Origin of the sequence: Nonomuraea sp. MTCD27 (assembly GCF_041950495.1) — a bacterium.
Taxonomy (GTDB): Bacteria; Actinomycetota; Actinomycetes; order Streptosporangiales; family Streptosporangiaceae; genus Nonomuraea.
The window spans coordinates 16,275-36,227 of the sequence record NZ_JBGNUW010000043.1; the positions used below are offsets into that span (position 1 = coordinate 16,275).

The 19,953-nt window shown below is 72.0% G+C and carries 19 protein-coding genes; 14 read left to right on the forward strand and 5 right to left on the reverse strand.

Going from position 1 to position 19,953, the window contains the following annotated elements; all coding sequences use genetic code 11:
- Positions 1–47: 47 nt before the first annotated feature.
- Positions 48–1,805: a 2-isopropylmalate synthase gene (locus ACBJ59_RS60135; RefSeq protein WP_375118909.1), complete on the reverse strand. Its 1,758-nt coding sequence runs from the start codon at positions 1,803–1,805 to the stop codon at positions 48–50.
- 363 nt (positions 1,806–2,168) lie between these two features.
- Here ACBJ59_RS60135 and ACBJ59_RS60140 point away from each other — a divergent pair, with 363 nt between their 5' ends.
- From ACBJ59_RS60140 to ACBJ59_RS60150, 3 genes are all read left to right on the forward strand, one after another.
- A complete protein-coding gene (locus tag ACBJ59_RS60140) occupies positions 2,169–3,074 on the forward strand; it encodes a UbiA family prenyltransferase (protein ID WP_375118910.1) in 906 nt (301 codons plus the stop codon).
- Positions 3,075–3,520: 446 nt separating this feature from the next.
- On the forward strand, positions 3,521–4,252 hold the full coding sequence (locus ACBJ59_RS60145) for a sensor histidine kinase (RefSeq protein WP_375118911.1): 732 nt from the start codon (positions 3,521–3,523) through the stop codon (positions 4,250–4,252).
- Positions 4,233–4,901 (forward strand): response regulator transcription factor, encoded by a 669-nt coding sequence (locus ACBJ59_RS60150; protein ID WP_364131886.1) that lies wholly within the window; start codon positions 4,233–4,235, stop codon positions 4,899–4,901. The genes ACBJ59_RS60145 and ACBJ59_RS60150 overlap by 20 nt, the downstream gene beginning before the upstream one ends.
- Here the strand turns inward: ACBJ59_RS60150 and ACBJ59_RS60155 are convergent.
- Positions 4,877–5,842: an aldo/keto reductase gene (locus ACBJ59_RS60155; RefSeq protein WP_375118912.1), complete on the reverse strand. Its 966-nt coding sequence runs from the start codon at positions 5,840–5,842 to the stop codon at positions 4,877–4,879. The genes ACBJ59_RS60150 and ACBJ59_RS60155 overlap by 25 nt on opposite strands.
- A 287-nt stretch (positions 5,843–6,129) precedes the next feature.
- Here ACBJ59_RS60155 and ACBJ59_RS60160 point away from each other — a divergent pair, with 287 nt between their 5' ends.
- Both ACBJ59_RS60160 and ACBJ59_RS60165 read left to right on the forward strand, forming a co-directional pair.
- Complete coding sequence (locus ACBJ59_RS60160) at positions 6,130–6,786, forward strand: 4'-phosphopantetheinyl transferase (RefSeq protein ID WP_375118913.1); 657 nt, start codon at positions 6,130–6,132, stop codon at positions 6,784–6,786.
- A 45-nt stretch (positions 6,787–6,831) separates the two neighbouring features.
- On the forward strand, positions 6,832–7,674 hold the full coding sequence (locus tag ACBJ59_RS60165; RefSeq protein WP_375118914.1) for a TIGR03621 family F420-dependent LLM class oxidoreductase: 843 nt from the start codon (positions 6,832–6,834) through the stop codon (positions 7,672–7,674).
- Here ACBJ59_RS60165 and ACBJ59_RS60170 read toward each other — a convergent pair.
- Positions 7,655–9,055: an NDP-hexose 2,3-dehydratase family protein gene (locus ACBJ59_RS60170; RefSeq protein ID WP_375118915.1), complete on the reverse strand. Its 1,401-nt coding sequence runs from the start codon at positions 9,053–9,055 to the stop codon at positions 7,655–7,657. The genes ACBJ59_RS60165 and ACBJ59_RS60170 overlap by 20 nt on opposite strands.
- 106 nt (positions 9,056–9,161) lie before the next feature.
- Here ACBJ59_RS60170 and ACBJ59_RS60175 point away from each other — a divergent pair, with 106 nt between their 5' ends.
- The 3 genes from ACBJ59_RS60175 to ACBJ59_RS60185 are packed head-to-tail and all read left to right on the forward strand — an operon-like array spanning position 9,162 to position 11,582.
- Entirely contained in the window at positions 9,162–9,758 is a 597-nt protein-coding gene (locus ACBJ59_RS60175) for a DUF1707 domain-containing protein (RefSeq protein ID WP_375118916.1), read from the forward strand.
- A 10-nt stretch (positions 9,759–9,768) separates the two neighbouring features.
- Positions 9,769–10,989 (forward strand): methyltransferase domain-containing protein, encoded by a 1,221-nt coding sequence (locus ACBJ59_RS60180; RefSeq protein WP_375118917.1) that lies wholly within the window; start codon positions 9,769–9,771, stop codon positions 10,987–10,989.
- 20 nt (positions 10,990–11,009) lie between these two features.
- Complete coding sequence (locus tag ACBJ59_RS60185) at positions 11,010–11,582, forward strand: dTDP-4-dehydrorhamnose 3,5-epimerase family protein (RefSeq protein WP_375118918.1); 573 nt, start codon at positions 11,010–11,012, stop codon at positions 11,580–11,582.
- 26 nt (positions 11,583–11,608) lie between these two features.
- Here ACBJ59_RS60185 and ACBJ59_RS60190 read toward each other — a convergent pair whose 3' ends face one another.
- Positions 11,609–12,709 carry a DegT/DnrJ/EryC1/StrS family aminotransferase gene (locus ACBJ59_RS60190; protein WP_375118919.1) on the reverse strand — a complete coding sequence of 367 codons (1,101 nt, stop codon included), beginning with the start codon at positions 12,707–12,709 and terminating at the stop codon, positions 11,609–11,611.
- Positions 12,710–12,902: 193 nt separating this feature from the next.
- Between ACBJ59_RS60190 and ACBJ59_RS60195 the strand changes: the two genes are divergently transcribed.
- Positions 12,903–14,081: a macrolide family glycosyltransferase gene (locus ACBJ59_RS60195; RefSeq protein ID WP_375118920.1), complete on the forward strand. Its 1,179-nt coding sequence runs from the start codon at positions 12,903–12,905 to the stop codon at positions 14,079–14,081.
- The gene (locus ACBJ59_RS60200; RefSeq protein ID WP_375118921.1) at positions 14,081–15,544 is read left to right on the forward strand and encodes a BTAD domain-containing putative transcriptional regulator; all 1,464 of its coding nucleotides are present in this window, start codon (positions 14,081–14,083) and stop codon (positions 15,542–15,544) included. Before ACBJ59_RS60195 ends, ACBJ59_RS60200 begins: the two co-directional genes overlap by 1 nt.
- 19 nt (positions 15,545–15,563) lie before the next feature.
- Here ACBJ59_RS60200 and ACBJ59_RS60205 read toward each other — a convergent pair whose 3' ends face one another.
- Positions 15,564–17,159, reverse strand: a complete 1,596-nt coding sequence (locus tag ACBJ59_RS60205; protein WP_375118922.1) for an FAD-dependent oxidoreductase — start codon at positions 17,157–17,159, stop codon at positions 15,564–15,566.
- Positions 17,160–17,298: 139 nt separating this feature from the next.
- Here ACBJ59_RS60205 and ACBJ59_RS60210 point away from each other — a divergent pair, with 139 nt between their 5' ends.
- Genes ACBJ59_RS60210 through ACBJ59_RS60225 form a run of 4 tightly spaced genes read left to right on the forward strand, consistent with a single transcriptional unit; the run spans position 17,299 to position 19,934 of the window.
- The gene (locus ACBJ59_RS60210) at positions 17,299–18,051 is read left to right on the forward strand and encodes a 3-oxoacyl-ACP reductase family protein (protein WP_364131870.1); all 753 of its coding nucleotides are present in this window, start codon (positions 17,299–17,301) and stop codon (positions 18,049–18,051) included.
- Between the two features lie 34 nt (positions 18,052–18,085).
- Entirely contained in the window at positions 18,086–18,376 is a 291-nt protein-coding gene (locus tag ACBJ59_RS60215; RefSeq protein ID WP_375118923.1) for an acyl carrier protein, read from the forward strand.
- The gene (fabZ, locus tag ACBJ59_RS60220; protein WP_375118924.1) at positions 18,373–18,867 is read left to right on the forward strand and encodes a 3-hydroxyacyl-ACP dehydratase FabZ; all 495 of its coding nucleotides are present in this window, start codon (positions 18,373–18,375) and stop codon (positions 18,865–18,867) included. The genes ACBJ59_RS60215 and fabZ overlap by 4 nt, the downstream gene beginning before the upstream one ends.
- A 2-nt stretch (positions 18,868–18,869) precedes the next feature.
- The gene (locus tag ACBJ59_RS60225) at positions 18,870–19,934 is read left to right on the forward strand and encodes an aminomethyltransferase family protein (RefSeq protein ID WP_375118925.1); all 1,065 of its coding nucleotides are present in this window, start codon (positions 18,870–18,872) and stop codon (positions 19,932–19,934) included.
- The last annotated feature ends 19 nt before the right edge of the window (positions 19,935–19,953 follow it).

Below are 19,953 nucleotides of genomic sequence, written 5' to 3' on the forward strand. Positions count from 1 at the left end.
TGGGAGCGTCCTTTCGTGCCGGCGGCCGTGGACCGGCCGCTCGCTCGTCAGCCCGCGGTCGCCAGGCGGCGGGGCTGGGGAAGGGGCCGGCGGGACGGCCGCGGCTGCGCGCCGTCCGCCGGTCGGGCGCCGAGGGCCGCGCGGACGGCCATGAAGGCGGCGGCGGCGACGTCGTCGTGGAGGCCCGCCCCCCAGGTCGTGCCGTCGCCCGTGCCGCGCTCGGCGTAGATCATGACGGCGTGCGGCGAGCCGCCCCCGAGCACCGGGCGCTCGGGCCGCATCTGGTCGTCGTCCAGCGGCGGCGCGGTCGTGTGCACCGCGAGCACCTGGATGCCCCAGGGGCTGAGCACCGAGCCGAGGCCCTCGACGGCCTGCGCCCGCGGCCCGTCGAGATCGACGCCGCCGTCCACGTGCAGGGTCACCGCGATCGGCTCGCTGCCCAGCGACAGCGGGCCGGACAGGTCCCCGCGGTAGAGGTACTCCTCCTGGAACAGCGCGCCGATCCGGCCCGGCGACAGTTCGCCGCCCGCCGTGTCGGCCTGCTCCTGGACCCGGGCGGACAGGTCGGCCTGGAGCGCGCGGGGCAGGCTGAGCCCGTGCCAGGCGCTCATCACGTACGCCACGCCGCCCTTGCCCGACTGGCTGTTCACGCGGACCACCGCCTCGTAGGTCCGCCCCACGTCCTTGGGGTCGACCGGCAGGTACGGCATGCTCCAGGCCAGCTCGTCCACGGGCGTCCCGGTCGCGGCGGCCTGCCGCTCCCGCTCGTCGAAGCCCTTCTTGATGGCGTCCTGGTGGGAGCCGGAGAAGGCGGTGTAGACCAGGTCGCCGCCGTAGGGGTGGCGCGGGTGGACCGGGAGCTGGTTGCACAGCTCGACGGTGTGGCGCACGGCGTTGAGGTCGGAGAAGTCGATGCCCGGGTCGACGCCCTGCGCGTACAGGTTCATGCCCAGCGTCACCAGGCAGACGTTGCCCGCGCGCTCGCCGTTGCCGAACAGGCAGCCCTCGATCCGCTCGGCCCCCGCCAGCAGCGCCAGCTCGGCCGAGGCCACTCCGGTGCCCCGGTCGTTGTGGGGGTGGATGGACAGGCAGACGTGCTCGCGACGGGACAGGTTGCGGTCCAGCCACTCGATCTGGTCGGCGAAGACGTTGGGCAGCGAGCGCTCGACGGTCGTGGGGAAGTTCAGGATGATGCCGCGGCCCGCCTCCGGCTGCCAGACGTCCATGACCGCCTCGCACACCTCCAGAGAGAAGTCCAGCTCGGTCTCGTTGAACAGCTCGGGGGAGTACTGGTAGGCCAGGTCGCAGTCGCCGAGCACGCGGCCGGCGTGCTCCATCATCACGCGCGTGGCGCGGACGGCCAGGTCGCGGCAGCCGGCGCGGTCGATGCCGAAGACCACCCGGCGGAACAGCGGCGAGGTGGCGTTGTAGATGTGGATCATCGCGCGGGGGGCGCCCTTGAGCGTGTCGAGGGTGCTCCTGATGAGCTCCTCGCGGGCCTGGGTGAGCACGGTGATCCGGACGTCGTCCGGGATGCGGTCCTGCTCGATGAGTAAGCGTACGAAGTCGCGGTCGTCCTGGCTCGCGACGGGGAAGCCGACCTCGATCTCCTTGTAACCCATGCGCACCAGCAGCTCGAACATCTGGAGCTTGCGCGCGGGGGACATCGGGCGGGCCAGCGACTGGTTGCCGTCCCGCAGGTCGGTGGACAGCCAGCGGGGGGCTGTGCGGATGCGTCTGCCGGGCCAGGTGCGGTCCGTCAGATCGATAGGCCGGAATTCTGTGTACCGTTCGGCGCCCTGCATCCTCGGATTTCCTTTCCCGAATGACCTCGTCGTCAGGTGGCGTGCGGCGGTCCGCCGAATTCCGCGATGACGCGGCCATTTCTTGGGAGCGACGCGCGGCGTAGGGGTACGGTGCCCGCTGCTTTCTCGGTGATAGTGGTCCGTTCCCGGTGGAAATCTGCTTGAGTATGGCCGAAGCTATAGACGGCGCCGGGGCCGGGACAAGACGGCGGGCCACGAGTTCGGGCCGGATATCCCCTGTGAGCACGGCAGGGGTATCGAAAGGTGTATCCCCGCTACGCCTTTCGGATCAGACCCCTTACCAAGGCCCATGACGCGGCTCACACTCCAGCCATGGCGGCTATCGCTCTCAGACTCCCGGTCATGGCAACCGTTCCACGAACCCTCGCCCTGTGCGTCGTCGAAGCCCGCCCGCTGGTGCTGGCGGTCTCCCTGCTCCGCTTCATGACGGGCGTCGCCCTGGCCCTGCCGGTGGCCATGGCCCCCGCCCCGCTGACGATCCTGCGGGGAGCGGCCGCCTGGGTGCTCTCGATCTTCGCGGTCTACCTCTTCAACGGCATCGCCGACGTGACCGAGGACCGGATCAACGGCGCCGGCCGGCCGATCGCCAGAGGGGACCTGCATCCGCGCGAGGCCGGGATCGTGACCGCCGCCGCGGCCTTCCTGGCGCTCGTGGCCGCGGTGGGGCTGCCGCTGCCGATGCTCCTGATCATCGCCGCCAACCTGGCTCTGGGCTACCTCTACTCGGGCTCGCCGCTGCGGCTGAAGGGCAGCGCCGGGGGCACGGTCGCGGTGTTGTGCCTGTCGGGCCTGCTGTCCTACCTCGGCGGGTTCGTCGTCGCGACGGCGGGGGCGAGCGTCCCCGTGCCGGCCGCGCTGATCGCGTTCGCCGCCGCGGCGACCGGCTGGATGGTGCTCGTCGGCGTGCCCGCGAAGGATCTCTCGGACATCGCGGGGGACGCCGCGGCGGGCCGGCGGACGTTCGGCGTACGGGTCGGCGAGCGCGTGTCGCGGTGCGTGATGGTCGCGGCGGCGGCCGGGCTGTGCGCGGCCTTCGGCCTGGCCATCCAGCTGCTGGAGGTGCCGCTGACAGGTGTCTTCCTGGCCATGGTGGCGGGCGTCGCCGCCGTGACCGTGGCGGGGGCGTTCGCGTGCGCGGCCACCACGGCGGGCGGGCCGGCCGGGCGCCGGACCCGGCGGCGCCCGTACGGGGCATTCATGGGAACGCAACATCTCGTTCACCTGACCGCTCTTATGAGCCATATATGACACTAAATGTTGCATTAGTGCCCCTGGGTAAGGGATAGTTAGGGGGGCGCTCGAAAGACTGGTCCCGCGCAGGCGGAGGGGGGACATTGGAGGTTCACGGGGCGGGGGATCCGGCGAGATTAGTTGAAATGTGTCGTAACGAAATACTTGCCGACTTCGAGTCTGCCCTGCGGTCCATCGGCAGTCCCGTTTTCGCTGATCAGCGCGCCAGGGACCAGGCACTTTCCACCGCGAGGTACGTCCTGGACGACGTGGCGGCTACGCTACGCGCTGGAAAGGTACAGATTAGTGAACTGTACAAATTTCACGCATGGGAAGTTGGAAATGCGCGGGCGGCGGGCGGCGTGCACCCCAAGGTCTCACTTGAGGCGGGCTCACTTTTTTTCAGCGCAGCACTGCGCCATCTCGCCCGGAGAATAGCGGCAGAGTCCGATTCGCCTGCGGAGTTGTTCACACTCGCCGTCTCCGGCATGGAGGCGAGCCTGTCGCGGCGCATCCGTGAGGCTGCCGACAGTTACCACGGCTTCCTGCTCGACCTGGTGCACGAGGCCCAGGAGGAGGAACGCCGCCGCATCGCCCGCGAGCTGCACGATCGCATCGGGCACGGCATCAGCGTGGCCCACCAGCAGCTGGCACTCTCGGAGGCGTACCGGGCGTCCGACGCGGCCCGCGCCTCGGCCAAGATCACCGTGGTGCAGCAGGCCATCCTGGAGACGATGGAGAACCTGCGGCAGCTGACGTCGGAGCTGCACCCCCAGACACCGGTCAGAAGCCTGGAGAAGTCGCTGATGAGCTTCCTGGAGGCGGTCGAGAACGACGAGGTCTCCGTCGCCCTCGACGTCAGCGGGGACGAGACGTGGGCCGGGCCCCAGGTGCTCGACGAGTCGTTCCTCATCCTGCGCGAGGCGGTGCGCAACGCGCTCACGCACGGGTCCCCGCGGATCGTCCTGGTGCGGGTGAACATCGCCCCCCACGAGCTGTCGGCGTCGGTGCAGGACAACGGCAGGGGATTCGACCCGGCGGCCGTGCGTGGCCGCGGGGTGGGGATGACGTCCATGCGCGAGCGCGCCGAGCTGCTCGACGGCCGGGTCGTCGTCTCCAGCGAGCCGGAGCAGGGCTGCCTCGTGGAGCTCTTCGTACCGTTCAAGAGGCAGTCCCGTGGCCGGCGCGACGCCTAGCGGCGCGATCTCGGTGGTGCTGGTGGACGACCATGCGCTGTTCCGGGAGGGAGTGCGGGAGATCCTGGAGGCCGACGCCGGCATCAGCATCGTGGGGGAGGCGGGCGACTCCGAGTCGGCCGTGTCCGTGGTCGCCGCGACCCTGCCGGCCGTGGTGCTGCTCGACGTCGAGATCCCCGGTGACGAGGTCACCGAGACCGTCGCCCGGATCAGGAAGGTGTCGCCGGAGAGCCGGATCATCATCCTGAGCATGTACGACGGGCCCCAGCTGCTCACCCGGCTGCTGACCGCGGGCATCCGCGGCTATCTGCTCAAGAGCGTGCACCGGCACGAGCTGATCGCGGCGGTGCACAGCGTCCACGAGGACTCCTCCAGGGTCGTGCTCGCCGTCTCCCGCCACAGCCTGGCGCGGGTGGAGGAGCCCAGCGCCGCGGTGCTGTCGGAGAAGGAGCTGGAGGTGCTGCAACTGGCGGCGCAGGCGCTGAGCAACGTGCAGATCGCGCGCCGCCTGAGCCTGGCCGAGGCCACCGTGAAGCGGCACATGCGCAACATCTTCGTCAAGCTCAACGCGGTCTCGCGCATCGACGCGGTCAACAAGGCGCTGGCCGCGGCCCTGATCTCGCCTCAGAGCAGGGGCGAGGGCGACTGAGCGTAGTGGCCGGCGACGAAGAGGCCGGCCAGCTTGCCGAGGGTCTCGGGCGGCAGCTCCACCGAGGAGGCCATCAGGTTCATCTCCAGGTGCACCAGGTCGCGGGTGCTCGGCACGGGGACGACGTGCTCGCCCTGTGAGAGCAGCCAGCTCAGCGCGAGCCGTCCCGTGCCCAGGTCGAGCTGCGCGGCCTCGGTGTCGAGCGCCCGCAGCCGCCGGAGGCTGTGGCGCCGGTGGTCGGCGCCGAACCGGGGATCCCCGCACCGCCAGTCGTCCGCGCCGAAGCCGGCCGCCGGCTTGATCCGCCCGGTCAGGAAGCCCCGGCCGAGCGGGCGCGCGGCCACCACGGTGATGCCCAGCTCGTACGTGGTGGCCAGCAGCTCGGGCGACGGGAGCGGCCCCCACAGGGAGAACTCGACGCCGACCGCGCTCACCGGGTGGACGGCGTGCGCCCGCCGGACCTGCTCCGGCGTGCCGCCGGACACCCCCAGCCGGCGGATCTTCCCGGCCCGCACCAGCTCGGCCAGGCGCGTCACGCTCTCCTCCAGCGGCACCCGCTCGTCCTGGCAGTGCAGGAAGTACAGGTCGATGCAGTCGGTACGCAGGCGCCTGAGCGAGGACTCGCAGGACCGCTGGAGCCGGTCGGGCCGCCCGTCGAACACCGCCGGGCCATCGGGGCCGCCGGCGCCGACGCCGCCCCGCGTGCTCACCACCACGTCGTCCGCCCGCCCGGAGACCACGCGCCCGATCAGGCTCTCGACCTGCCCTCCTGCGTAGAAGTCCGCCGTGTCGAGCAGCGTCACGCCGGAGTCGAGCGCCTTGCGCACCAGCCGGGCGGCCTCGCCGGGGTCGACCCGCCCGTACGCCCCGCTCAGGGCGAGCGTGCCCAGCCCGATGGCGGAGACCAGCGGCCCCGTACCGCCCAACCTCGTGTAACGCACGAAATCCCCTTCACGACGCCGTTTCCTCGTCAACAGAACCAGTCAAGGGATGGATAAATTCGATGTCAACCCGTTCTCGGGGTAAAAGGGGTGGAATATCACAACGCACCCTTACGCGATGGTAGGCCGCCGGCGGATCACCGCCGGGCGGAGCGGCGAAGGCTTTGCCCCCTATCCGAACCCCTATTTCCCGGCCCGGCGCCCACAGAACTCCACGCAACGCCTTTTCGGGAATTGGCGCGTATGGCTACTGTGCCGGGAGGCGGACAAAATGTGAGGAGGTCGGGGTGATCGAGGAGATCCTGCCTGCCACCGTCATGACCTTCGACACCTTCACCGACCCGCCCGACGCGGTGCTCTTCCCTGAGGAGGCCGACCTGGTGCGGCAGGCCGCCGACAAACGGCGCAGGGAGTTCACCACCGCCCGCCACTGCGTCCACCAGGCACTGGAACGGCTGGGCGTGCCCCCCGTCCCGGTGCTGTCCGGAGCCCACGGCGAGCCCGCCTGGCCCGCGGGCGTGGTCGGCAGCATCACGCACTGCGCCGGCTACCGCGGGGCCGCCGTCGGCACCGCGCCCGGAACGATCGGCATCGACGCCGAGCCCCACGGGCCGCTCCCGCCCGGCGTCCTGGAGGCCATCTCCGTCCCCCAGGAACGCAGGCTGCTGCGCCGCCTGGAGGCCGAGCACCCGGGCACGAGCTGGGACCGGATCCTGTTCAGCGCCAAGGAGTCGGTCTACAAGGCGTGGTATCCGCTCGCCCTGCGCTGGCTGGACTTCCAGGACGCCGTGATCGTCCTCGACCCCCTGAGCGGCACGTTCGACGCCCGCCTCCTGGTCGCCGGGCCGTCGTGGCAGGGGACGCGGGTGAGCGGCTTCACCGGCCGGTGGATGACCGGCAACGGACTCGTCCTCACCGCGATCGCCATGACCGCAGCGTCATGACGCATCGCCATCACCGTGCCGCTCGCCGGCGGGAAGGCCCTGGAAGTGACAAGATTCGGCGTGGTCCTCATCTCCGAGGACAGCACGGGAGCCGAGTGGGTGGCCAGGTGCCGCCGCGCGGAGGCGCTCGGCTACGACGTGATCGCGGTGCCCGACCATCTCAACCTGCTCTCGCCGTTCCCGACCGCCGTGCTGGCCGCGGAGGCGACCGAGCGCGCGGTGATCGGCACGTACGTGCTCAACGCCAGCTTCCACCGGCCCGCGCTGCTGGCCAGGGACGTCCGGACCACCGCCGCGCTCATCGGTGAGCGGCTGGAGCTGGGCCTCGGCACGGGCTACGTCGAGGCCGAGTTCGCCGCCGCCGGGCTGCCCTTCGACGCGGCCACCCGGGTCGGCCGGCTGGCGGAGCTGGTGGGCGAGCTGGACACGCTGCTCGGGCACAAGGGCCCGCCGCTGATGATCGGCGGCCACGGCGACCGGGTGCTGCGGCTGGCCGCCCGCCGGGCCGAGATCGTCAGCTTCACCGGCGCCCCCTACCGGCCCGAGTACGGCAGGACCGCCCTGGTCACCGCCGCCGACCTGCTGCGGCGGGTGGAGTTCGTCCGCGCCGAGGCCGGGACCAGGCAGGCCGGAGGCCCGGAGCTCAACGTGCTGTCCAAGGCCACCGTGCTGACCCGGAACCGGCGCGCGGGCGTGGCGGGCCTGCGGCGCTACGCCCCCGACCTGACCTGCGAGGAGCTCCTGGAGGTGCCGACGCTGTTCGTCGGCACGCCCGGGCAGATCGCCGAGCAGGTCCGCCGGGACGAGGAGCGCTTCGGGTTCTCCTACGTCACGGTGATGGACTCCGCCATGGAGGACTTCGGGAAGGTCATCGAACTCCTCCGCTGACCGGCTGCCCGGCCGGCGAGTGCGCCAGGCCGTGCAGGCAGGCGTTCAGCGTGCGGGCCTGCACGTTCAGGTAATAGCTGTGGCGCAGCAGCTCGTCGAGCTGGTGCAGGGCGAGCCAGCGGAAGTCCGGATGGCGGGGCACCGGGTCGTCGTCCACCTCGACCACCAGATAGCGGTTGCGCGCGTGGTAGAAGCGCCCGCCCTCCTCCGACAGCACCGTGTCGAAGCGCACCCGCTCCGGCGGCGCCTCCAGCACCTCGGCCAGCAGTGCGGGGCGGGCCCCGGGCGGCAGGTGGTCGTAGTTGCCCGGGGTGCACTGCACGGTCGGCGCCAGCTCCACCACGTCCGTGTAGCCGGGCTCGACGCGGGCGTGCGCCAGCGCGTGCACCACGCCGTCGATGCGCCGGATCAGGAAGCCGACCACGCCCGTGCCGACGGGCTCGATCATCGGCTGGGCCCACGCGCCCACCTCGCGGCCGCCGGCCTCCACGCGTACGCCGATCACGTCGAAGAACCGGCCGCTCTCGTGCGAGATCCGGCCGCCGGCCCGCCGCCATCGGCTGAGCCGGTTGAGCGGCACCGGGCTGGCCTGGACGTCGGTGGTGGACCGGATGGCGCTGAGCCAGCTCAGGATCTCGGCCGTGCCGTGCGCGGACCCCCACCGGGGGTCCCGGGAGCGCGCCACCGCGGCCCCGAACTCCTCCTCGCCCTCGTCGGCGCCCTCCTGCACCGGCAGGCACGCCAGCACGGTCCTGGCGTCCATGTTCACCAGATCGGGCACGGACAGCAGCTCGCGCACCCGCCGCAGCGGCAGCCAGCGGAAGCCCTCCGGGGCCTCGACCTCCTCGGTCACCTCCACGACCATGTTCCGGTTGCGCTTGCGGTAGAACCACGCGCCCTGCTCCGACTGCCGCACGTCGGCCAGCACCCGCCCCCGCGGCTCGCGGAAGAAGTCCAGGTACGGCACCGCCCGCCCCTGGTGCACGCGGGTGTAGTTGCTCCGGGTGGCCTGCACGGTGGGCGACAGCTGCGGCCCGCCGGGGTTGCCCGGCTCGTTCTTGGCCTGCATCAGCAGGTGCGGCACGCCCTCCACCCGCCGCAGCAGGATGCCGAGGATGCCCGCCTCGGGCTGGTTGATGATCGGCTGGCTCCACGCGGGCACCGCCCAGTCCGGGCGGCGCACGTCGAGCCCCTCGACGGTGAAGAACCTGCCGCTCGCGTGGTGGATGTTGCCCGTGGCCGGGTCCTCGCGCCAGCCGTCCAGTTCCTCCAGCGGCAGCCGGGTCACCCGCATGTACGTGTGCCCGGCGACCTCCCGGAGCCAGTCGTGAACGTCGATGGCAGACTCCTTACCGCGGTCCGATGCCGCCGAAGCTGCCATGGGCCGCCGGAGCCCTCAACCCCTGCTCGGAAGGCCCCGACCCCTGTTTCCTTGATAGGGGTACTGCTGGTGGGCCGGGCCTCCTTAGCCTTCTAGTGTGGACGCCATGACCGATCATCGGGAAGTACGGGCGAGTGACCACGACCGCGAGAGGGTGGCCGAGATGCTGCGCGTCGCGGTCACCGAGGGGCGCATCACGCTGGAGGAGCTCGACGAGCGGGTGACCGGTGCCTACACGGCCCGCACGCTGGGCGAGCTCGACGACGTGATCGCCGACCTGCCGCGCTCCGGCGTGCTGGTCCCGGCCGGTTCCGCCGCCTCGCTCGTCCCGTTAACCGGTGCGGCCGACCTGGAGCTGCACACCGGCAGCGGCCGGGTCGAGCAGGTGGGCCGCTGGCAGGTCCCGCAGCGCGTCAGCGCCAAGGCCGGCCGGTGGGGCAAGGTGCGCATCGATTTCACCCGGGCGGACTGCCCGCACCGCGAGGTCCTGCTCGACGTCGAGATCACCTCCTGGTTCGGTGACATCACCGTGCTGGTCCCCCGTGGCTGGCGGGTCCGCGACGAGGACGTCGTACGCCGGTGGATGGGCAGCGTCCACAACCACCCGCCCGAGCCGCTCGCGCCCGAGGGCGTCACCGTGCGCCTCACCGGTTACGTGCAGACCGGTGACGTCTGGGTGAGATACCGCCGGGCAGCAACCTGAGGAGGATCGCATGGCGTGCCGGATCTGTTCGGGCCGTCTCCATCCGTTCGCCGACTTCGGGAGACAGCCTCTCTCCGACGCCTTCGTCATCCCGGGCGACCCGGGCGAGGAGTTCTTCTTCCACCTGGCCGTGGGCCTCTGCGTGGCCTGCTCGACGGTGCAGCTGCTGGAGGAGGTGCCTCGCGAGCGCATGTTCCACGAGGGCTACCCGTACCTGTCGTCCGGCTCGTCGGTGATGCGCGAGCACTTCCAGAGCCTGGCCAAGCGGCTGCTGACCACCGAGCTGACCGGGCCCGACCCCTTCGTGGTGGAACTGGGCTGCAACGACGGCACCATGCTGTCGGTCGTCGCCGACGCGGGCGTGCGGCACCTGGGCGTCGAGCCGTCCGGCGGGGTCGCCGACGTGGCGGCCGCCAAGGGCGTACGGGTGCGCAAGGACTTCTTCGAGGCCGGCACCGCGGCGGGCATCCTGGCCGCCGACGGGCCCGCCGACGTCGTCTACGCGGCCAACACCCTGTGCCACATCCCCTACCTCGACTCGATCATGGAGGGCGTGGACACGCTGCTGCGGCCCGGCGGCGTGTTCGTCTTCGAGGACCCCTACCTGGGCGACATCGTGGAGCGGGCATCCTTCGACCAGATCTACGACGAGCACTTCTACTTCTTCAGCGCCACCTCCGTGAGCGGCCTGGCCCGGCGGCACGGCTTCGAGCTCGTGGACGTGGAGCGGCTGCCCGTGCACGGCGGCGAGGTCCGCTACACGCTGGCCCGGCGGGGCGCCAGGACGCCGGCCCCGGCCGTGGCCGAGCTGCTGGCGGCCGAGGAGGCCGCGGCGCTCGCCGAACCGGCCACGCTGCACCGCTTCGCCGCCCGCGTGGCCGACACCCGCGAGCGGCTGGTGACCCTCCTCACCGGCCTGCGCGAGCAGGGCGCCCGCGTGTACGGCTACGGCGCCACGGCCAAGAGCGCGACCGTGCTCAACTACTGCGGCATCGGCCCCGAGCTGGTCTCGTTCGTCTGCGACACGACCCCGGCCAAGCAGGGCAGGCTCACGCCCGGCTCGCACATCCCCGTGCGCGACCCCGAGGCGTTCGCCGACCCCTACCCCGACTACGCGCTGCTCCTCGCCTGGAACCACGCCGAGGAGATCATGGCCAAGGAGACGGAGTTCGCCCGCGCGGGCGGCACCTGGATCCGCTACGTGCCCGAAGTCCATCTCGTGCGGGCCTGAGGGCGACGGAGTCAGCAACGATGGAGCATCGCGAGCTGGCGGTGGCCGGCGCGTACGCGTTCTTCCCCGAGGTCTTCCCCGACGCCCGCGGCGACTTCGCCTCCCCCTACCAGGAGCGCGCGTTCGTCGCGGCGGTCGGGCGGCCGCTGTTCCCCGTGGCGCAGGCCAGCCGGAGCGTGTCCCGGCGCGGGGCGGTGCGGGGCGTGCACTACACGCTGGTGCCGCCCGGCACCGCCAAATACGTCTACTGCGCCGGCGGACGGGCGCTGGACATGGTGGTCGACCTGCGGGCGGGCTCGCCGACGTTCGCGCGGTGGGAGGCGATCGAGCTGGCCGCCGGCGACGGGACCGCCGTGTACCTGCCGCCGGGGGTCGGCCACGCGTTCGCCGCGCTGGAGGACGACACGGTGGTCTGCTACCTGCTGTCCGAGGAGTACCGCAAGGAGCACGAGCTGGCGGTTTCGGTCTTCGACGAGGAGATCGGGCTGCGCCTGCCGCCCGGGTTGCCGGTGCTGCTGTCGGAGCGCGACCGGCAGGCGCCCACGCTGGCCGAGGTGGCCGCTCTCGGGCAGTTGCCCCGATACGACGGGTGAGGTCCCGCGGGACCTCACCCCGGGTTCTACAGCACCTCGCGCAGGGCGGCGATGACCTTCTCCTGGAGCTCGACGGGGAACGACGGGTACATCGGCAGCGAGAAGATCTCCTGCGCGAGCGCCTCGGTCACCGGCAGGCTGCCGGGGGAGTGGCTCAGGTGGGCGAAGCCCGACATGGTGTGCACCGGCCAGGGATAGCTGATGTTGAGGTGGATGTCGTAGGCGTGCAGGGCCTCGATGATCGCGTCCCGGCGCGGGTGCCGCACCACGTAGAGGTAGTAGGCGTGCTCGTTGCCGTCCGCCGTGGCCGGGAGGACGAGGTCGGTGCCGGCCAGGCCCTCGGCGTAGCGGGCGGCCACCGCGCGGCGGCCGGCGACGTAGCGGTCGAGGCGGGTCAGCTTGCGGCGCAGGATCTCCGCCTGCACCTCGTCCAGGCGCGCGTTGTGCCCGGGCGTCTCCACGACGTAGTACGTCCGCTCCATCCCGTAGTAACGCAGCCGCCGCAGCGCGGCGTCCACCCCGTCGTCCGGCGTGATGACCGCGCCGCCGTCGCCGTACGCGCCCAGCACCTTGGTCGGGTAGAAGGAGAAGGCCGCGGCGTGGCCCATCGAGCCGGCCGCCCGGCCGTGGTGGCGGGCGCCGTGGGCCTGCGCGCAGTCCTCGAGGATCACCAGGTCGTGCGCCGCGGCCAGCCGCTCCAGCGGGGCCATGTCCACGCACTGGCCGTAGAGGTGGACCGGCAGCAGGCAGCGCGTGCGCGGCGTGATCGCGGCCTCCACCTGCGACACGTCCATCAGGTACGTGACGGGGTCGACGTCGGTGAAGACCGGCGTCGCGCCCACGGCGTCGACGGCGACCACGGTCGGCGCGGCCGTGTTGGAGACGGTGATCACCTCGTCGCCGGGCCCGACGCCCAGCGCCTGCAGGGCGAGTTTGATGGCGTTGGTGCCGTTGTCCACTCCCGTGCAGTGGCGCACGCCGTGGTAGGCGGCGAACTCCTCCTCGAAGGCGCGCACGCTCTGGCCGAGGATGAGCCGGCCGGAGCGGAACACGGTCTCGACGGCGTCCATGATGTCGGCGCGCTCGGTTTCGTATTCCGGCAGATAGTCCCAGACGCGGGTGGGCATAGTCGTCCTCCTAGAGACTCCCGGCCCCGAGTAAACGCCTTCTCCGGCGACCGGCGGAACCCCTAGAAAAGAGGCCCTGTTTGAGGGGAGGGGTAGGGGGTGACGCTCGATCGCCGCCATACCTACCGTGGGCAGTGGCACTTCATCATGCGGTTGAACGAAAGACTGTCATATGACGGGGCATTATCTTTTCATGTGTCATCCGGATCACGGTCATGTAATTCCTACGCTCGCCGTGGTCGCAGAATTGACGCGACGGGGAAACCGCGTCACCTATCTCACCGCCGAGAGCACGGCCCCCCTGGTGGCGGAGGCGGGCGCCACGCCCGTCACCTACGACTCGCCGTACGAGCGGGTGGACACGCGCGAGCTGGAGGACGACCCCCTGCGCCTGCTCTCCGTCCTGCTGGACGACAGCGAGGCGATGCTCGGCGCGGCCGGGCGCCTGCCCGGCGGGCTCGACGCGATCGTGTACGACTTCTCGATCCTGCACGCCGGCCGCATCCTGGCCAGGAAGGCGGGCCTGCCGGCGACCCAGCTCATCCCGATCTTCGCCTCCAACGCCCACTACTCCCTGCTCGCCTCCACCTACGAGGGCGAGGACGGCGGCGGGCTCGACCGGGCGCTGCCCGGCTGGGTGGACGGCATGCTGGCCAGGATCGGCACGCTGGCCCGGGCCCACGGGGTCCACGACGACCCCGCCGAGCTGTGGTGGGAGATCCAGGACGCCAACCTGGTGACCATCCCGCGCTCCTTCCAGTTCGCCGGCGAGACCTTCGACGACCGCTTCACCTTCGTCGGCCCCTGCCTGGGGGAACGGCGGTTCCTGAGCGAGTGGGAGCCGCCGGGCGACGGCCTGCCGGTCGCGCTGCTGTCCTTCGGCACCGTGGCCACCACCCGGCCCGAGCTGCTGCGCACCTGCGTCCAGGCCCTCGCCGAGCTGCCCTGGCGCACGGTGGTCACGCTGGCCGGCGGCATGGACGCCGCCGACCTCGGCCCGCTGCCGCCCACCGTCGAGGCGCGCCGGTGGGTGTCGCACATGAGCGTGCTCCGCCACGCCTCCGTGGCGGTCACCCACGGCGGGATCGGCACCGCCATGGAGGCCCTGTCCTGGGGCTGCCCGCTGGTCGTCGTCCCCACCACGGCCCTGGACCGGCCGCCCGCGCGGCGCATCGGGGAGCTGGGCCTCGGCCGCACCCTGGACCCCGCCGGGCTGACCCCGGGCCTGCTGGCCGAGCAGGTGCTCGCCGTCGCCGGTGACGAGCGCGTACGCCGGGCCACCGCCGCGATGCGCGCGGAGATCAGGGCCGCGGGCGGCGCCGTGCGAGCCGCCGACGAGCTCGAACGCCGGCTGGTCAAGGCGGCGGTGTGATGGAGACGGCGAAGCCGGGGCCCGCCTTCGAGTTCCGCGTGCTGGGCCCGCTCACGGTGGTCAAGGACGGCGTCGAGCTGCCCATGAGCGCCAACAGGGAGCTGGTCATCCTGGCCAGCCTGCTGCTGAACGCCAACCGGGTGATGAGCGTGGAGCGGCTGATCGAGGCCGTGTGGGCGGGTTCGGCACCGCCCAGCGCGTGGCGGCAGGTGGCGATCTGCGTCTCGCGGCTGCGCCGTACGCTGGGGGCCGGGCTGATCGAGACCTCCAGCCCCGGCTACCTGCTCAGGGCCGCGCCCGGCAGCATCGACTGGCTCAGGTTCACCTCCATGGTCGCGCGCTCGCGCACGCTGGCCGCCGCGGGTTCGGCGGAGGCGGCCGTGCTGCTGCTGCGCGAGGCGCTCGCGCTCTGGCAGGGGCGGCCGTTCGAGGACATCCGGGGGTTGCGCTACGACGTGGCGCGGATGGAGGAGTCCCGGCTGGAGGCGCTGGAGACCTGCCTGGAGCTGGAGATCGAGCTCGGCCGCCACCACCAGGTGATCCCCGAGCTGCTGGCCCTCGTGGCGGAGTCGCCGTTCCGCGAGCGGGTGCGCGCCCAGCTCATGCTGGCCCAGTACCGCGCCGGCCGGCGGGCCGAGGCGCTGCGCACGTACCAGGAGACCCGCCGCTACCTGCTGGAGCAGATCGGCCTGGAGCCGGGGCCCGCGCTGCGGCGGCTGCACGAGCAGATCCTCAGGGACGAGTCCGCCCTGATGCGGCCGATGGGCGAGTCCGCCTCGGCGCACCGGGCGGCGGGCGTCGTGCCCTGCCAGCTCCCGCCGCAGGTCCTGCCGTTCGTGGGGCGGGCCGAGGAGCTGGCCGCGCTGGACGCCGCCCTGCTCCAGGACGGCTCGGGGCCCGCCACCGTGGTCATCAGCGGCCCGGTCGGAGTCGGCAAGTCCACGCTGGCGCTGCGGTGGGCGCACGGCCAGATCGACGCCTTCCCCGACGGGCAGCTCTACGCGGACATGACGGACGCCGACCCCGGCGCCGTCCTCGACCGCTTCCTGCGCGCGCTCGGCGTGCCCGCCTCCGACCTGCCCGGCGACCCCGCCGAGAAGCTCGCCCTCTACCGGAGCTGCACGGCCCGGGGGAGGGTGCTGGTGGTGCTGGACAACGCCAGGGACAGCGACCAGGTACGGCCCCTGCTGCCCGGCGGCGCCCACTGCCGGGTCGTCGTCACCGCCGAGGACCCCCTGGACGACCTGGTGGCGCGGCAGGGGGCGCACCGCGCGTTCCTGGCGCCGCTGCCGGAAGAGGCGGCCAGGGAGCTGGCGGGCCTGCTGGTGGGCGCGTCGCCGGCCCGGGCCCAGGCGGTCCGCGACCTCGTCGCCACCTCCTGCGGCAACCCCCTCTCCCTGCGCCTGGCCGCGGCCCGATTACGCTCCCGCCGCGCCAGCCCCGCCGGACAGCCCGCCGCCTGACACCCCTGCCCGCACCCCCTCAGGGGCGGGACAGGACGGCGTGGAGGGCGTCCGCCAGCGTGGCCGCCGAAGGGGTGTCCTCGTGGGTGCGCCAGGCGACGTGGCCGTCGGGGCGGATGAGGACCGCGCCCCGGGGGCCGAGACCGTACTCCTTGGCCCAGGTCGGCGAGGTGAGGGGGGCGGTGGTGTCCGCCTCGGCGATCTCCAGGGCGGTGAGGGGGACCTGCGCTTCCCCGGCCGCCCGCAGCCAGCCGCTGCCCGCCGGGGTCATCAGCGTGAAGTGCGGGCCGAGCAGGTCGAGCGTGGAGACCTGCCCGTCGCGGCCGGTCAGCCAGACGTGCGGGGCACGATGGCCGGGCCGGGCCACCGGGACGTAGGTGCGGTAGGGGTCCTCCGGCGCCGGGGGCGGGGTGCCGTCCGGGAGTACGGCGGCGGAGGTGTAGTGGAAGCCCAGCACGAGCCCTTCGGAGCTGCGCCGGTCCGCCTGCCGCCGGATCGCCTCGGCCATCGACAGCCGCCCCTCCATCATCCGGAAGGTGATCAGGGCGTTGGTCAGGCTCTCGTCCACCGTGCGGCCCGCGATCGGCCGGCGCTCGGCCTCGTACGTGTCCAGCAGCCCTTCTCCGGCCCGCCCGCGCAGCACGGCGGCCAGCTTCCAGGCCAGGTTGTGGGCATCCTGGATGCCGCAGTTCATCCCGAAACCGCCCTGCGGCGTCGCCACGTGGGCGGCGTCCCCGGCCAGGAAGACCGGGCCCGAGCGGAAGGCGGTGGCGACCATGACCTGCTGCAGCCACGGCATGACGCCCAGGAGGGTGACCGGCAGGTCGGGCACGCCGACGGCGTCGCGGACCGCGCGCAGGCACACCTCCTCGGTGAAGTCCGCGGGGCTGCCGCCCTCCGCCGGCTCGTAGCCCGTCTGCACCATCCAGCGCCGCTCGTGGTCCACGGCCTCGACGGCGCAGGGCGGGTCGCGCAGGAACGCCAGGGCGGCCCGCCGGTCGGCGGGCAGGAAGCCGAGGTCGGCCTCGAACATGATGCTGATCATGTGGCCGATCGGGGGCGGGCCCTCGGTGCCGATGCCGAGGGACTCGCGCACCTGGCTGCGGCTGCCGTCGGCGGCCACGAGGTAGCGGCAGCGCACCAGGGTCTCGCCGTCCGCGGCCGACACGACGGCCTCGACGCCGTCCGCGGCGGGGGTCACGCGGGTCACGGTGGCGCCGAACCTGACGTCGGCCACGGCCCCGGCGTGCCGGCGCAGGATCACCTCGAGCACGTCCTGCGCGCACAGGAAGGTGTAGGTGGGGCTCTGGGGGGCGTCCCGGCTCAGCTCCGCGGCCGCCCTGACGAAGTCGTCGGCCGTCAGCGAGCTGCCGACGCCGACCGCGAGGTACTCCTCGCGCGGCATGCCCGCGCGCTCCACCTCGTCCTGGATGCCCCAGGCGCGAAAGAGCTCCATTGTCCTGGTGGTGACGAGCCGGGCCTTCGGGAAAATGGACGTTCCGGAGTGGCGTTCCACCAGCAGCGTCGATATTCCGTGGCGGGAGAGCTCAAGCGCGGCGCAAAGCCCCACCGGTCCGCCGCCGATCACTAAAACTTCGACATCGAGCTCCTTCATGCCGTCCAGAGTCATATATCGCCATTGTTCGGGTCAATGCACAGATAACCGAGTGATACAGGCGTGATACAGCGGCTTAGTAGCTTAAGCGGTGAAGATCCAGATAAGTCAATCGGCGATTGTCGAATTCCTGGAGACCATGATGCTGTTTGCTCAGGGCGCCGTGGCGCTGGTGACCGGCGGGTCGCGCGGGATCGGCCGGGCCGTCGCGCTCGACCTGGCCCGGGAGGGCGCCCACGTCATCGTGAACTACGCGCGGTCCGAGCAGGACGCCAAAGAGGTCGTCGCGCTGATCGAGGAGGAGGGCGGCAGCGCGACGGCCGTGCAGGCGGACGTCACCGACGAGGAGGCCGTACGCGGGATGTTCCGCGGTGTGCGGAGCGACCACGGGCGCCTCGACGTGCTGGTGACCAGCGCTGGCATCACGTTCGACCGCTACCTCATCGCCATGAGCGTGGAGCAGTTCCGCGCCCCGGTCGAGACCAACCTCATCGGCACCTTCCTGGCCTGCCGGGAGGGGCTCAAGCTGATGCAGCACCAGCGCAGCGGGGCGATCGTGACGCTCTCCTCCTCCAGCGGGCTCGACGGGGGTTTCCCCGGCCAGACCAACTACGTGGCCTCCAAGGGCGCGATCATCGCCTTCACCCACGCGCTGTCCAACGAGGCGGCCCCGCACGGGGTGCGGGCCAACGTGGTGTGCCCCGGGTTCGTGGCCACCGACATGACGCGCAAGGTCCCGGCTGACCTCAAGAGGCAGTACGAGTCCCGCATCCGCCTCGGCCGGATGGGCCGGCCCGAGGAGATCGCGTCCATCGTGAGCTTCCTGGCCTCGGACAAGGCCTCGTACATGTCCGGCTCCGTGGTGGTCGCTCACGGCGGCGGCCTCGGCTGAGCACCCCTCCCGCCCACATGTCACAAGGAGAAGCATGACCATCGACGAACTCCGCGCCAGGGCAGCCGAGCGGCAGCAGACCTGTGCCCAGATCAAGAAGATGATCGTGTCCCGGCTCGACCTGGAGATCGAGCCGGGCTGGATCACCGACGACCAGCCGCTGTTCGGCCGCGGCCTCGAACTCGACAGCCTCGACGTGCTCGAACTCTACGTGGCCATCGAGGCCGAGTTCGGCGTCGCGCTCTACGACAGCGAGATGGCGGTGTTCGGCTCGGTGTCGCGGCTCGCGGACGAGGTCAACCCGGCCCTGCGGGCGTCGGCATGACGGTCGCCGACCAGGCGGCCCCGGCCGCCACGGCGCCGCCGATCACTGGGCTCACGCACGACCAGATCCGCCAGGTGCTCCCGCACCGGTGGCCGATGCTGCTGCTCGACCGGGTCGGCTCGGTGGTGCCGGGCGTCAAGGGCACCGCCACCAAGAACGTCGCCGGGACCGAGCTGTGGTTCCAGGGGCACTTCCCCAACGAGGCGGTGCTGCCCGGAGTCGTGGTCGTCGAGGCCATGGCCCAGCTCGCCGGGGTGATCCACGCCCTGGCGGGAGCCAGCGAGATCAGCTATCTGGCGGGGATCAGGTCGATGCGGTTCCGCCGCCCGATCGTCCCCGGCGACCAGGTCACCCTCACGGCCGAGCGCACCTCCGGCGGCGGCGGGCTCGCCGAGTTCCGGGTCTCGGCGCGGGTCGAGGGACAGGTCGCCGCAGAAGGAAACCTCACGATCGCCGATCCGGCGTCTCAACGTTCCGTGCGAAAGGTGTGAACATGGCAAGCGTCCTCGCGTCCACGCATCCGGAGGACACGGCGTACGGCCACGTGGGCGACGCCACCGTGCCGCTGCGCTTCTCCTCGTTGTCGGACGAGTACGGCGTGCTGAGGGAGCGCGCCGCCGTCCTGGACCTCAGCGGGCACCGGCTCATCGAGATCACCGGCTCCGGCGCCGTCGACTTCGCGCAGCGGCTGCTGGCCCGCGACGTGGAGTACCTGACCTCCGACCGCTGCATGATGAGCCTCGTCCTGGACGAGTCCGGGCAGATCGTGGACCAGGTCCTCGCCTTCGGCCGGGACGACGGGATCCTGCTGGAGAGCTCCTGCGGCGCGGGCACCCGGCTGCTGGAGCACCTGCTGGCGCGCAAGGAGGAGGACGTCGAGATCACCGACCGCTCGGGCGATCTGACCATCCTGGGCCTGGAGGGCCCCTACGCCTGGGGGGTGGTGGGCCGGTTGATCGACGGCGAGCTGGCCTCGCTGCCGTTCGAGTCGGTGGTCGACACCACCTGGGACGGCGTGGACATCATCTTCGCCCGGACCGGGCTCACCGGCGAGTACGGCTACCAGATGATCGTCCCCATCGAGTCCGCCGCCGGCCTGTGGAGCCAGTCGCTGAAGCACGCGCAGCCGGCCGGGCTGGAGGCGCTGGAGCTGGCCATGCTGGAGGTACGCCAGCCGATCCCCCGCCACGAGGCCACCCCCGGCGCGTCGGTGATCGAGATCGGCGCCAACTGGCTGGTGGACATCACCAAGGACGAGTTCGTCGGCAGGGACGCCGTGGTCGAGGCGTTCGAGTCCGGCGGCGGGCGGCGCACGGTCGGCTTCACCGGCTGCACCGGCGTGCCCGTCCCCGGCACCCGCGTGCAGGCGGGCGGCCAGGACATCGGCGAGGTCGTGTACGCGGTGCACAGCGTCGGACTCGGCGCCACTCTCGGCCTGGCCAGGGTGGACGGCGAGCTGGCGGCGGCCGGGCTGGACCTGGCCGTCGGCGGCCTGCCCGTGACCACGCTGACCAGCCCCTACATCGTGCCCAAGAGCTGGAGCATCCCGATCATCTGATCGGGCGGCGCGGAGAAGG